Source organism: Dactylosporangium sp. CA-092794 (assembly GCF_050948465.1).
Classification (GTDB): domain Bacteria; phylum Actinomycetota; class Actinomycetes; order Mycobacteriales; family Micromonosporaceae; genus Dactylosporangium.
This window is the reverse complement of the sequence record NZ_CP192044.1, coordinates 88,012-100,408: the sequence shown is the minus strand read 5'-3', so window position 1 is coordinate 100,408 and position 12,397 is coordinate 88,012. Positions and strand designations below refer to the sequence as shown.

Annotated in this window: 10 protein-coding genes, 1 tRNA gene and 1 riboswitch; of the genes, 3 read left to right on the top strand and 8 right to left on the bottom strand. The window is 69.3% G+C overall.

The window, feature by feature from the left end:
- The first annotated feature begins 9 nt into the window (after window positions 1-9).
- Complete coding sequence (locus ACQPXD_RS00435) at window positions 10-1,938, top strand: DUF6541 family protein (protein WP_432833656.1); 1,929 nt, start codon at window positions 10-12, stop codon at window positions 1,936-1,938.
- Window positions 1,939-2,094: 156 nt separating this feature from the next.
- On the opposite strand, the gene ACQPXD_RS00430 is transcribed toward ACQPXD_RS00435, so the two are convergent.
- Together ACQPXD_RS00430 and ACQPXD_RS00425 are read right to left on the bottom strand one after the other, a co-directional pair.
- The gene (locus ACQPXD_RS00430) at window positions 2,095-2,898 is read right to left on the bottom strand and encodes a hypothetical protein (protein ID WP_432833654.1); all 804 of its coding nucleotides are present in this window, start codon (window positions 2,896-2,898) and stop codon (window positions 2,095-2,097) included.
- On the bottom strand, window positions 2,895-3,422 hold the full coding sequence (locus tag ACQPXD_RS00425) for a SigE family RNA polymerase sigma factor (protein ID WP_432833652.1): 528 nt from the start codon (window positions 3,420-3,422) through the stop codon (window positions 2,895-2,897). Before ACQPXD_RS00425 ends, ACQPXD_RS00430 begins: the two co-directional genes overlap by 4 nt.
- A 166-nt stretch (window positions 3,423-3,588) precedes the next feature.
- Between ACQPXD_RS00425 and ACQPXD_RS00420 the strand changes: the two genes are divergently transcribed.
- Window positions 3,589-5,190, top strand: a complete 1,602-nt coding sequence (locus ACQPXD_RS00420) for a hypothetical protein (protein ID WP_432833650.1) — start codon at window positions 3,589-3,591, stop codon at window positions 5,188-5,190.
- 1,053 nt (window positions 5,191-6,243) lie between these two features.
- On the opposite strand, the gene ACQPXD_RS00415 is transcribed toward ACQPXD_RS00420, so the two are convergent.
- The 4 genes from ACQPXD_RS00415 to ACQPXD_RS00400 all read right to left on the bottom strand — a co-directional run bounded on the left by ACQPXD_RS00415 (window position 6,244) and on the right by ACQPXD_RS00400 (window position 9,463).
- A complete protein-coding gene (locus ACQPXD_RS00415) occupies window positions 6,244-6,918 on the bottom strand; it encodes a nucleotidyl transferase AbiEii/AbiGii toxin family protein (RefSeq protein WP_432833648.1) in 675 nt (224 codons plus the stop codon).
- 465 nt (window positions 6,919-7,383) lie between these two features.
- The gene (locus ACQPXD_RS00410) at window positions 7,384-7,857 is read right to left on the bottom strand and encodes a hypothetical protein (RefSeq protein ID WP_432833646.1); all 474 of its coding nucleotides are present in this window, start codon (window positions 7,855-7,857) and stop codon (window positions 7,384-7,386) included.
- Window positions 7,858-8,875: 1,018 nt separating this feature from the next.
- Window positions 8,876-8,946 (bottom strand) — tRNA-Gly (locus ACQPXD_RS00405).
- A 10-nt stretch (window positions 8,947-8,956) separates the two neighbouring features.
- On the bottom strand, window positions 8,957-9,463 hold the full coding sequence (locus ACQPXD_RS00400) for a pyridoxamine 5'-phosphate oxidase family protein (protein ID WP_432833644.1): 507 nt from the start codon (window positions 9,461-9,463) through the stop codon (window positions 8,957-8,959).
- 74 nt (window positions 9,464-9,537) lie between these two features.
- Between ACQPXD_RS00400 and dcd the strand changes: the two genes are divergently transcribed.
- Entirely contained in the window at window positions 9,538-10,116 is a 579-nt protein-coding gene (gene dcd / locus ACQPXD_RS00395; RefSeq protein WP_432833642.1) for a dCTP deaminase, read from the top strand.
- A 33-nt stretch (window positions 10,117-10,149) separates the two neighbouring features.
- Here the strand turns inward: dcd and ACQPXD_RS00390 are convergent, their stop codons facing one another.
- Entirely contained in the window at window positions 10,150-11,145 is a 996-nt protein-coding gene (locus ACQPXD_RS00390) for an NlpC/P60 family protein (protein WP_432833640.1), read from the bottom strand.
- A gap of 11 nt (window positions 11,146-11,156) precedes the next feature.
- A riboswitch (cyclic di-AMP (ydaO/yuaA leader) is annotated at window positions 11,157-11,288 on the bottom strand.
- 109 nt (window positions 11,289-11,397) lie between these two features.
- Window positions 11,398-12,222, bottom strand: a complete 825-nt coding sequence (locus ACQPXD_RS00385; protein WP_432833638.1) for a LamG-like jellyroll fold domain-containing protein — start codon at window positions 12,220-12,222, stop codon at window positions 11,398-11,400.
- Between the last annotated feature and the right edge of the window lie 175 nt (window positions 12,223-12,397).

Genomic DNA, 12,397 nt, shown 5'->3' with positions numbered 1-12,397 from the left:
CTCCGTCGGGTGACGATACGGGTGCGGGTTCCGGCCAGGGCCGTTGACGTGCTGGTCGCCCTAGGCTACGTGGTCGGGTCGGTCTATGTGCTGATCCGCCTCTGGGCCGACCCTACCGGCCGCTATCTGGATCTCAACTATCAGGACCACATGCAATTCGAGTGGTTCCTCACACACGCCAGCCAGGTCTTCACGCGGGGCGAGTCGCCGTTCTTCTCGGACGACATCAACTCCCCCCTGGGCGTGAACCTCATGGCCAACACGTCCGTGCTCACGTTGTCGCTGCCGATGACGCCGATCACGCTCTGGCTCGGCCCTGGCGTCACGTTCGCGATCCTCTCCACGCTCGCCCTGGCCGGGACCGCCATCGCGTGGTATTTCGTCCTCACCCGCGAGTTCGGCCGCAGCCGCCTGGCCGGGGCCGTCGGCGGCGCCTTCCTCGGCTTCGCGCCCGGCATGATCTCGCAGAGCGCCGGCCACCCGAACATCGCCGGGCTGTACCTCATCCCGCTGATCGTGGCCGTGGTGTTCCGGATGCGCAACCCGGGCCGCACGTGGCGCCAGGGCCTGACGCTGGCCGCGCTGGTGGTGCTGCAGGCGGGCATCAACGAGGAGATGGTGTTCTTCACCGCCCTCGCGCTGGCCGTGTTCGTGCTCGCCTACGTGCCGTGGCGGCAGCTGCCCGGCATGACACGCACCGTGCTGCCGAAGTTCGGCGTGACCCTGGTCGCGGCCGGGGTGGTGCTGGCATACCCGCTCCACTTCCAGTTCCTCGGGCCGCAGGCGTACCACGGCCTCGACGCCGGCGTCCGGGCGATCAACCTCGACGCCCTGTCGTACGTGACGTTCGGCCGCTTCTCGATCGCCGGCGACCTGGCCGAGGCCGTGCGGCTCAACCGCAACGCGGCCACGGAGGAGAACAGCTTCTTCGGCTGGCCGCTCGTGCTGCTGCTGGTGGCCGCCGTGATCGTGCTGTGGCGCAACCGGCTGTTCCGCGCGCTGTTCATCACCGGCGCGGTGTTCGCCGTGATGTCCCTCGGCGACATCATCCGGGTCAACGGCGTCGACCACACCCACGTCCACGGTCCGTGGCGGTGGATCAGCCGGCTGCCGCTGTTCGACTCGGTCGTGCCGACCCGCCTCGGCCTGATCGTGACCGTGGTCGTCGGCCTGAGCCTGGCGCTGCTCGTCGACCGGCTCATCGTCGAGCCGCTGCGCCCCGCGCCGGACCCGGCCCCGGTCACCCCGGAGCCCGAGCCGGAGCCGGAGCTGGAGAAGGTGCCCGCGCTCGTCGGCACCGCCCAGGCCCTCGAGGCCCCGCCCGCCGCACCGGCCCGTCCGGCGGCCCCGCCCGCCTCGCCCGCCCCTGGGCGCGCCCGGCGCCGGCTGCCCGCGGTGGTGTGGAGCGTGGCCGTGCTGGCCGCGCTGGTGCCGCTCTTCCCGCTGCCCCAGCCGGTCAACGGCCGCACGCCGCCGCCGGCCCTGTTCACCGACGGCAACTGGCGCACGAAGCTGCCGCCCAACCCGGTCGTCGCGCCGCTGCCCGGCGGCTGGGACGACAACATCGCGATGATGGCCTGGTCGACCTCGACCAACTTCGAGGTGAAGCTGACCGCCGGCTACTTCCTCGGCCCCAACGACACCGTGCCGGGCGACAAGTACGGCCACTTCGGCCCCGGCTACCGCCCGACCGTGATGTACATGAACTGGGTCCGCGGCCAGCGCACCGTCCCGGAGCCGACCGCCGAGCAGCGCACCAACGTGTGGGCCGACATCCGGTTCTGGAAGGCGACCAACCTCGTCATCCCGGCCAACTACCCCAACGTCGAGGTGATGCGCCGCACGGTCGACAAGCTGGTCGCCCCGGACTGCCCGCCCGGCCAACTCGTCGACGGCGTCTGGCTGTGGGACGTCCGCGCCATCAGCGGCGCCGGCTGATCCCCGCTGCACTCCCACGCCGACAGCCGGTTCGCCACCGCCGAGGCGGGCGGTAACCAGCCGCTGATCGCCAACCGCACCCAGATCGGCGCCTGGTAGGCGTTCGCACTCAAGGCCCGGGCCATCTCCCCGGCCCGGGCCTTGCTCGTGCCGGCGTTACATTGGCCGCTCCACCTCGACGTCGGTGCCGTAGTCGGAGAACACGGCGGTGTCGGTGTACCAGCGCCGGTCCGCCTGCGCTCTCCAGGTGATCTTCCGGACCCGGCCGGACTGGACGCCGACCTCGATCGTGCCGGTCGTCGGCACGGCGTCCCCGCCCGGCGGCCGCGCGCTGAACGCGTAGACGTCGACGGCGTCGCCGCCAGTGCCGGTGCGGCCGGTATAGGTGACGGTGCCCTGGCTGGTGAATGCCTTCAGCAGCGCGCTCGGGTCGGCCGTGAGCTCGGTGCCCGCGTGCAGGGCGAAGCCGGTGAAGCCGGGCTTTTCCTTGACCCAGAACAGTGCCATGCCCTCGGGGCGGGTGCCGGTGTACCAGTCACCGTCGACGACCCGCTGGTCGATGTACAGCGTCCCGATGGTCCCCCGCAGGTACCCGGTCGGGCCGGCCGGGTCGAAGGCGCCCTCCTGGGGTGCCCCCGCCGGCTCACCGTCCCAGGTCCAGGTCATCGTGAACCGGTAGCTGGCCTGCGCGGTCGCCCGCACGGCGGCGGCCAGGCGCAGATCCGGGGTGTCCCCGCCGGCCACGACCGGCGCCTTGTCCTCCCGAGCCGTCCAGGCGATCCCGCCGGCGGTGGCGCCGGCGGCAACCAGCGCGGTCACCACGCCGGCCGTTACGGCGGTGTGCGCGCGCCGCGCCCGGCGGGCCCGGCCCAGCACCGCGCCGACCGGAGCGGCCCGCACAGGGTCACGGTTCGCGAGCCGGCCCAGCGTGGCGGACAACTCGTCGGTGTCGATGGTCATCGCCGTACCCCTTCACTGCGCTGATCCGGCTGCGGCAGCAACTCACGCAGCCGGGCCATGGCTCGAGCATGGTGAATCTTGACGGTGCCGAGCGCGCACCCCAGCGCCGCAGCCACGTCTTTCTCGGACAGGTCGGCGTAGTAGCGCAGCACGACCACGGCCCGCTGCCGGCGCGGCAGCACGGCCAGCGCACGGCGCAGCGCCTCATCCGGATCGCCGGGCGCCGCCCGCACGTCCTCACCGTCCGGCGGCTCGGCGACCAAGCGTTCCCGCCGCGCCCGCCGCCACAGGCTCACGTTGCCGTTGACCAGCATCCGCCGCAGGTACGCGTGCGGGTCCCCACCGCGCGTCACACGCCGCCAGCGCGGGTACAGCTTGACGAGACAGTCCTGCAGCAGCTCCTCGGCCCGGTGCGGGTCCCCGGTGAGCAGCCGGGCAACCCCCAGGTACCGGCCCCACGCCACCTCCACGAAGGCGACGTATCCGGCTTCACCAGCGCCCGGCTCACCCCTGACGTCGTACATACCCCTCACACGCCACCGCCCTGCAGCGGGTTGACACGTTTTCAACCGCCGTATCGCCACGCGGTGGTACGCGCAGCGGGACAGCGCGGGATCGGCAGCAGGATTTACGATCATCACGATCCGCAGGAGGATCCGCCGCCTGCGGTAACGGGAGGACGTGGGTCCTGTGTCACGACGTCCGCGCCTCGGTGTGCTGGTGTCCACCGTGGTGCTGTCCGCGGCTGCCGGTCTGTTCGGCACCGCCGCGCCGGCTCAAGCCGGCCAAACCAACATCGACGCTCCCCGGATCTCTTGGGCCTACACGGATTCGGCCCATCCCGATACCAGCTACCGCAACCCCAGCGGCGACGCGCCGCTCGGCGCCTGGCGGGACGCCACCAACCGGCCGCACGTTTCGCGCGTCTACGCGACCTTCGACGTGGCGGCGGTGCTGAGCAAGCACATTCTGTCGGCAAAGCTCGCCGTGCCGGAGACCCAGGCCACCGACTGCGCGCACCGCCAGATCGAGGTCTGGGCCACCACCGAGAACGCGCGCCCGACGTGGCGCAACCCGCCGCGCGAGCTGCTCAAGCTGGGCACCCTCGGCCCGGTCGACCAGTGCCCGACCACCTACCCGCTGCTCGACCTCATCGACCTCGTCAACCGGGCGACCGCCGCGGGCGTCGACCTGCCGTCGCACATCTCGTTCGAGGTGCGGCTGCCCGAGGCGCTCGAGCATCGTGTGCCGCTCGGCCGGCGCGTGGCCGCGCCGATCCTGTACCTCGGCTACAACACGCCGCCACCCGCGCCGGGCCCGATGTTCAACGCCCTCCGGCCGTGCGCGACCGGCGCCCCCTATCCGTACCTGAGCGGCCTCACGCCGGACCTCGCGGCCCAGGTGCACGACGCCGACCCGGACGATGCGCACCTCACCGGCGAGTTCGCGATCTGGCCGGTCGACCACCCCGACCAGCGGACTACAGTCACCCAGCAGTTCATACCGAACGGATACTTCGGATCGGCCACCCCGCCGGCCGGCACGCTCGCCGACAACACAACCTACGCGTGGCAGGCGCGGGTCAACGACGGCACGGACGACTCGCCGTGGTCGCAGACGTGCTACTTCACCACCGACGCCACCGCGCCGGCCAACGCGCCCACGGTGACCTCACCCAACTACCCCAGCCACACAACGCGCTACCCGGGCGGCGACCCGATCGTCTACAACCTGGCCCCGAACGGCGCCGACGACGTCTACGGCTACCAGTACAGCTGGGACGGCGTGTTCTCGGGGTTCGGCGCCAATATCGGCCCGAACGGCGTGCCCGAGTTCATCGACCCGTTCTCGATGCCGGGCGTCGTGCACGCCGACCAGGTCGACGGCGGCTCGACGCTCACCTTGTCGCCGCCGAACAGCGGATTCGTGACCCTCAGCGTGCGCAGCTTCGACCGGGCGTTCAACCTCTCGCCGGTCACGTCATACCGGGTGATCGTCGCCAACACCGCACCGTCGGTGACCAGCCCGGCCGATCCGGTCATCGGCGTACCGTTCCAGGTCGACTTCACGCCCGGCCCGAACACGGGCACCATCACCGACTACGTCTACACGGTGAACGGCGGCGCCGAGCAGACGGTCCCCGCGACCCCCGACGGCACGGCGTCCGTCGAGGTCACGGCCGATCGGGCCGGCGCGCTCCAGATCGACGTCTATAGCCGCAGCGCGAACGGTTGGGTGTCGCCCGCGGGCCACGGACTTTGGTCCCTGACCACGGCCCCGGCGGCCGGCTAGAACCTCATGGTCGGCTGAGCGCGAGCCCAAAGCTGGGAGCAGTTCACCATCAAGTAGGTCGAGGCGCTCGAACGCAACGGCAGGGCTCGCGGTGACGCAGACCCTGCCGTTTCCCTTTGCGTTGACCAGATCAGCGGTCGAACTCGCGACGATCGTCGCGGCGGCCGGAATCGGCGTGGTAACAGGCGCGGACCCGGCCGCCGCGACCGGTCGACCACCGAAGACCACCCTCCAGCACGGCGGTCGAAACAACGGGGGGAACCACAGTTGGCGATGCGTGGCATAGTGGCCAGCCATGGCCATGGCTCCCCGTCATCGCGTCGCACGCGGTCCGGAGGTGTCCGGCCCGCGGCCGCCGTGCTCCGCCCGCCCGGCACCGCCCGGCGCCACCCGGAAACCGGCGCTGCTGGCCGTCGTGCCCGCCGGCGACCGAGCGGTGCCCGGCCTGCGCGCCCCAACGCCCCGGGGCGGCCGCGATCGGCGATCACGTCCCACCCGTCGGGCGCCGTAGCCCGCGAGGCACGGCGCAGCGGCCAGAAGTCTCCGTGATCATGCGCAACCCGGCATCGGCACCAACGGTTTTTCATGATCGCGGAGTGGTGATGTACCCCTGTGTACCGAAAGTCTCCGGGATCAGGGCAAACCCGTGGTGCGGTCACCGCGAGCATCATGATCACGGAGACATATGTCCGGCGGGGCGGCGCTGATGATCGCTCGTGCCCCCACCGGCAGCCACCGGCACCCAGCGTGCGACGGCCGCCGGCGGCTGATATCAACCAGCACGATCAGTCTGGCCTCATACACCACACCAGCGGACGTGATCAGCGCCGCGCTGACCAAGGCGCGCCACTGCATCGCCGGGCCGGCGACCACAGTGGCCCCGTGAGCCTCCTCCGCCCAGCCGAACCCGCGACTGCGGACGATGACCGAACCGCGGAGAGCGACCAACCCCACCGCCGAGGGCGCCCCAACTGCGGAGAGCGCATGTACCTCCAGGTCGCGCGTGCGGCAAGCGGGCTGGAGCGGCCAGCGTTCGCCTGGGCTAATGGCCCGCTAATGGCCCGCCGCGTCTCGGGCCTTCGACAGCTGCCCCCGCCATGCGTCGACGCGCTCCCGGAGTGCCGAAACCTCGGCGGGTGCGACGCCATACTCGGCGAAATCTTCGTCATCGAAGCGGACGATCGACCGCAGCATCTGTTCGAATATTGCTCGGTCAAAGCCTGCGTCAACCGCCTCGGCTAGCTCGCACAACTGCTCCAGCGTGTAGCGCTCGCTCGCGATCGCGGCATCGATGTCGAGAAAGTCGCGTGCGGCGGCGCGGTTGTACAGGGCGTCCACCTTGCCGGCCATGACGTCGTCTGCATGCAATACCGGGCCGATGTCCATCTGCACGGGCGGCTGCGAGCGCCAGTTTGCGACCAGCTCGACGCGGTGGTGTTCGCCTCGCTCTGCCGGGTCCGTGAGGTAGAGCCGGGCAAAGGTCTCCGTGCGGTGGTCTATCTCCACCTCGTAGCCAGCTGCCACGTAAGCAGCGATGACGACCTCAACCGCGGCAGGAAAGTCGGCCCGTCGTTGCCAGTCGGCAAAGAGATCGACGTCCTCGCTCGGCCGCTGCAAGATGCCGTGGGCGGCAACGGCGTGACCGCCGGCCAAGGCGAATCCGTGCGGTCCGCCAGCCTGCAGTCCGATCTCCGCGAGACGTCGATGCGTCGGCGCCTTGTCGTGCATCACTAGGCAGCTGGCCGCCGTGTGATGGCCAGATCGGGGAACTGGGCTTCCCAGAGCTGTCGAACCTGCGGTGGCAACACGAGATCAGGCCAGAGTCGCAGCAACGTCGGCCCGTCAAGCCACATCTGCAGTTCCTCAACGTGCGTGGCCTCGCGAAGTACTGCCTCGTACATGCTCGCTAACCGCCGGGGGTTACCGAGGTCGTAGACAACAGCCCGCCCCGACCAGTTCAACCGCCGATCAAGTCTTGCCTCACCAGTGGTAGGCCCGCGCAACTCGCCCAGATCAGTCACGACGACGTATGGACGCTGATCCGCGTAGCGCGACCCGAGCGGCGCTCGGGCGCCGTGCTTGCTCATCCCTGCACCTCCATCGTCACGTGACTCATGTTCACGGTAGTCCACGACCAGCCATGACGAGACACGCCATTGGGAAGCCTGTTGAAATAGTCAGGTCGGCGGACGCTTAGGTGTCGTACTTGCCGTCCCAGGGCTCGTGGAACCCAAGCCGTTGAGGGTAGAGCTCGGCCCATGGGCCGCCGTGGCCCTCGTCCGGATCGTCGGTGGTCTCGTCAGCGAGCCCAAAGACGACGCCGTCGAAGTCCGCCCGGAAGGGCCGGATGGCGATGTTGCAGTAGGTGACTGCCCCAAGGTTCGACAGCCAGCCCGACAGCACCTGTTCGGCTCGTTCGACGACTGCAGGGCTGTCGGCCCTGACGCCGGCGAACCATATGTCCGAGCCCATGTGATGCCCACTGTCGTCGAAGCGATGGAGAACCGCATAGATCCGCTGTTGGTGACGCCAATCACGCCCCAGGGTGACGCCTTCTTGGTACGCGCCAGTGACGTCAGCGAAGAACTGTCCGCCTTCATGCCGTCCGATGCGGTCGGTGCGATAGTCAGGCATGTACTTGATCGGGATGACTTCCGGGAGCCGCACAGCGCGGATCGTAGCCAGTCTGGAGACGACGGTTGGATGTAGGAGTCGGCGGCCTTGAGCGTGGCTGGGGGCGCCGCGCTTCTCCCGGCTCCTTCACTCCCCCGGCACCGCCCGGCGCCACCCGGGAACCGGCGCTGCTGGCCGCCGTGCCCGCCGGCGACCGAGCGGTGCCCGGCCTGCGCGCCCCAACGCCCCGGGGCGGCCGCGATCGGCAATCACGTCCCACCCGTCGGGCGCCGCGGCCCGCGAGGCACGCCGCAGCGGCCGGAAGTCTCCGTGATCATGCGCAACCCTGCATCGACACCAACGGTTTTTCATGATCGCGGAGTGGTGATGTACCCCTGTGTACCGAAAGTCTCCGGGATCATGGCAACCCGGTGTGCGGTCAGTACGGGCATCATGATCACGGAGACATACGTCCGGCTCGGCGGCGCTGATGACCGCTCGTGCCCCCGCCGGCAGCCACCGGCACCCAGTCTGCGTCGGCCGCCGGCGGCCGACATCAACCAAGCACGATCAGGCGCTAGCCTCATACACCACACCAGCGGACGTGATCAGCCCCGCGGTAGAGTTCCAGCCCCGCCCGGCGGCCGCCAATCTCGACGACCCGCTGAACCGCGATGCCCTCATCGCGCGCGTCGACCTGCGATCCTGTCGCAGCCCGGCCAGCATGGGGCACTCCTCGACGCCGAGACCCTGGACAAGGTCATCGCCGACCGGTTCAAGGCGTTGGCGATGCGGAGCCGTCCCGAGCGGCCTGGAGTGATCTCACGAAACCTGCCGCAATGGCCCCCAGGCGCCCCCACCATCAGCAGCGCAGCCGACAGTGGACCAACCTGGACCGCCAACGGCACGGCAACTGCGAACAATGACCGAACCCCAGAGAGCAACCCACCCCGGAGGCCGGCCCACCCCGGCGGAGAGCGCCCACCCACCGTGGGGTCTGGGGCTCGGCCCCAGGAAAAATGGCGAGATCCCCAGGTTCGCGCTCTCGGCGAACAAGGGGATCCCAGGATCGAGCGGGTGAAGGGAATCGAACCCTCACTGTCAGCTTGGGAAGCTGATGTTCTGCCATTGAACTACACCCGCGAGGCGACGCCTACTGTACCGAATCCGCGGGCGTCGTGCACGGGCCATTTTGCCTTCGGCGTGGCACGTGGGGTTGGGTGGCCTTCCAGACCGTGTGGGTGGCGGTGGTTGGTGTGTCGTGGTGGACCAGCAAGGCGAGGTCGACGGTCAGCTCGTAGAGCCTCCAGTCGATGCCCGGGGCGGCGCGCATCGTGGTGGCCAGGTGGGCGGTCAGCGGGGCGTCGGTGACCGGCACGGCGCGGCCGGACAGGTAGGCCTCGTCGTCCGAGTCGGTCGACGGGAAGCTGTGCAGTGCGTATCGGCCGTCGCGGTCCAGGTCGTGGCGCTTCGGGGAGGGCAGCACGAAGCAGAACAGGCCGGCGTCGGTGATGACCGGGGAGACCGGGTGGAGGCGCGGAGCGCCGTCCGGGCGGACGGTGGCCAGGTAGCCCAGGCCCGGGCCGTACTGGCAGATCAGCGTGCGGATGGCCGCGGCGAGGGAGGGCTCGGCCGCGGCGAAGTGGGCCCACGATGCCATGGGTCAAATCTACTCGTACATGTGTACGATAGAGGCGAATTTCACCAACCAGGGTCGCAACGTAACCTCGTAGGGTGCTGCTTTCGGACCGTGACCTCAGCAAGGAGCTCGAAGGCGGGCAGTTGCGCCTCGAGCCGTTCGACCAGGCGCTGGTGCAGCCGTCCAGCATCGACGTGCGGCTCGACCGGTGGTTCCGGGTGTTCAACAACCACCTGTATACCCACATTGATCCGGCGATCCAGCAGGACGAGCTCACGTCGATGGTCGAGGTCGACGACGGGGAGCCGTTCGTGCTGCACCCCGGGGAATTCGTGCTCGCGTCCACGCTCGAGGTGATCACGCTCGGGGATCAGCTGGCCGGGCGGCTGGAGGGGAAGTCCAGTCTCGGGCGGCTCGGCCTGCTGACGCACTCGACGGCTGGGTTCATCGACCCCGGGTTCTCCGGGCACGTGACGCTGGAGCTGTCCAACGTGGCGAACCTGCCGATCCGGCTGTGGCCGGGCATGAAGATCGGGCAGCTGTGCATCTTCCGGCTGTCGTCGCCGTCCGAGCACCCGTATGGCTCGGCGGTCTACGGCTCGCGCTACCAAGGGCAGCGCGGGCCCACGCCGAGCCGCTCGTGGCAGAACTGGCGAACGTGGCCGACACGCTGAAAGGGCGGGCCCGGTAGGCCCGCCCCCTGCAATCTATGCGACTCTGCCGTACCCGTTGATCGGTTCTGAATCGATCTTTTTCATCTGTACCGGTTCGCTGGCGTTGGGTGCGTGGACCATCCAGCCGCCGCCGACATACAGCCCGACGTGATGTCGGTCGCCGTAGAAGAACACCAGGTCGCCGGGTTTGAGGTCGGCTCGCGATACGCGCTTGGTGTCCGAGTACTGCCACTGCGTGTAGTGCCGCAGCGTGTAGCCGGCCTGCTTCCAGGAATACAGCGTGAGCCCGGAGCAGTCGAAGGTCTTCGGGCCCTCGGTGCCGAACACATACGGCTTGCCGATCTGCGCGCACGCCACCTGGGCCGCCTTCGCGCCCGGGCCGCCGAAGTACTCGACGGGGCAGGCCACGGGGCGCAGGTTGCCGGTGCTGCCGCTCGAGCCATACGCCTTGACGCGCATGTCGTTGAGCGCCTTGATCTCGCCGTTGATCTGCTGTTCCTGCTTCGCGAGCGCGGCCTCCTGCTCGGCCTGCTGCGCGACGAGCTGGTCGATCGGGCCCTTCTGGGCGTCATACTGCTGCTTGGCCGTCAGCACGTCCTGGATCCGCGCCTGCTCGTCCTTCGCCAGCATGTTGAGCATCGTCATCTGGTCGATGAACGTGTCCGGCGAACCCGTGGTGAGCATCGCGTCGAGCTTGGACACGCGGCCGGTCTTGTACTGCAGCACCGCGAACGCGCTCACCTTGTCGAAGGCGGCGTCGACCTGCTGGCGCAGGGGCGCGATCTGCGCCTCGAGCTGCTTCTGCTTGGTCTGGTTGCTGGCGAGCTGGCTCTTGAGCAGGTTGTGCTGCTCAATGATCGGCTCGATCTCGTTCCACTTGTCGTCGATCTGCTTCTCGATCTCGGCCGGGGTCGGATCCGCGTGCGCGAGCCCCGTGATCCCGACGGCGAGGGACAGGCCGCCGAGGATCGCGACAAGAAGCCTGACCGGACGGCTGGGCCACCTCGTCCACCTCAGATGGGTCTCCACCGAGGAGTTACTCCTTCTTCCGTGGCCGCCTACCGGGTTAGCTGACGGGTTCGGGCGGGAAGGTCGCCCTACCGCAAATGCGGATTCACCCCGATGGTGCGCGTGGGTCCCCGGCTCCGATATCGACTCGGCGGCGCCGACCGGTGCGCCCGTGCTGGGTGCGGACATCCGGCCGACGGGGATTCACGTTAAGGGTGAGCCGTTCCCAGGTTCAAGTCAGTGCGCGATTCTTGTCCGATTCGTCCGGAAAGGTCACGCGTATCGAGTGACGTACACATCATCGATTACACCGACGAACTGGTCGTTGTTCGCGCTCGTTCCCTTGCCGCCAATACACAGCGGATCCTCGTTCACTATGGACAGTGACGAAGGAATTGCGGTGCGTCCCTCCTCGGCCCCGTCCACAGCGACCGTGAGCAGTGTGTTACCGCGCGAACACGCGATCCGGTGCCACCGCCCGTCAGCGACGGACCGCGATGCCAACGCTACGAAAATGGCATCCGAACGGGCGCCGACAATCACGCAGCTCGGCCTTCCCGCCACCCCGTCGATCTGCAGCTTGAACTGACTGTCACCGACCGAGAACCCTTTTTGCACCACATTGGCGCCCTTGGAAGTCTCATCGGCCTTGACAAGGACACTCGCGCCATAGCCGAACGATCCGCGGCCGGGATTGAGAAAGCCGGCCGGACCGCTCTGCAGGATCGCACGAGCGCAACTGTCCGCACCGTAATGCTCACACCGGGCCGGAAACCGCACCGCGAGTCCGCCGTCGTGCGCCACCGCGGCCAGCTCACCGCCCTCGGCCCGCCGCGCCCGCAGCTCCAGCCGCCCGTCGGCGTCCCGGACCGGTTCGCCGAGCCCGCCGTCGAAGGTATACCGGACCGCCGCCGTCCCACCCCGACCCGGCGGCCGCGACGAGGCCGTAGGGCCACCCGAGGGAATCCCCGGCGCCGTGCCGGACGCGAAGGGCACCGCCGACGTAACGCCGGTCGCCGGCTCCCCGAGGCCCCGCCCGGCGAAGAACGCCGATCGCTGCCCCGCCCAGCCGGCCAGCCCGACAACCAGCACGATCACGGCACACAGCCATAACCGTCGTCGTCGGTGCATAACCGGACATGATGCCGCGAACCATCGACCGCCGCCGCGGTTCCGGCCCGCGGTAACCCGCCAGCATGAATATGGCTCGGACCGCGTCACTCACCGACCGTTGCTCCCGCCAGACACCGGGCCGGGGCCTGCCTCAAGGGCG

Bases quoted from the DNA above. Each gene is read 5' to 3' on its own strand.
- ACQPXD_RS00430 (WP_432833654.1), bottom strand. From the start codon at position 2,898: ATGACCATCGACACCGACGAGTTGTCCGCCACGCTGGGCCGGCTCGCG.
- ACQPXD_RS00425 (WP_432833652.1), bottom strand. From the start codon at position 3,422: ATGTACGACGTCAGGGGTGAGCCGGGCGCTGGTGAAGCCGGATACGTC.
- ACQPXD_RS00415 (WP_432833648.1), bottom strand. From the start codon at position 6,918: ATGCACGACAAGGCGCCGACGCATCGACGTCTCGCGGAGATCGGACTG.
- ACQPXD_RS00400 (WP_432833644.1), bottom strand. From the start codon at position 9,463: ATGGCATCGTGGGCCCACTTCGCCGCGGCCGAGCCCTCCCTCGCCGCG.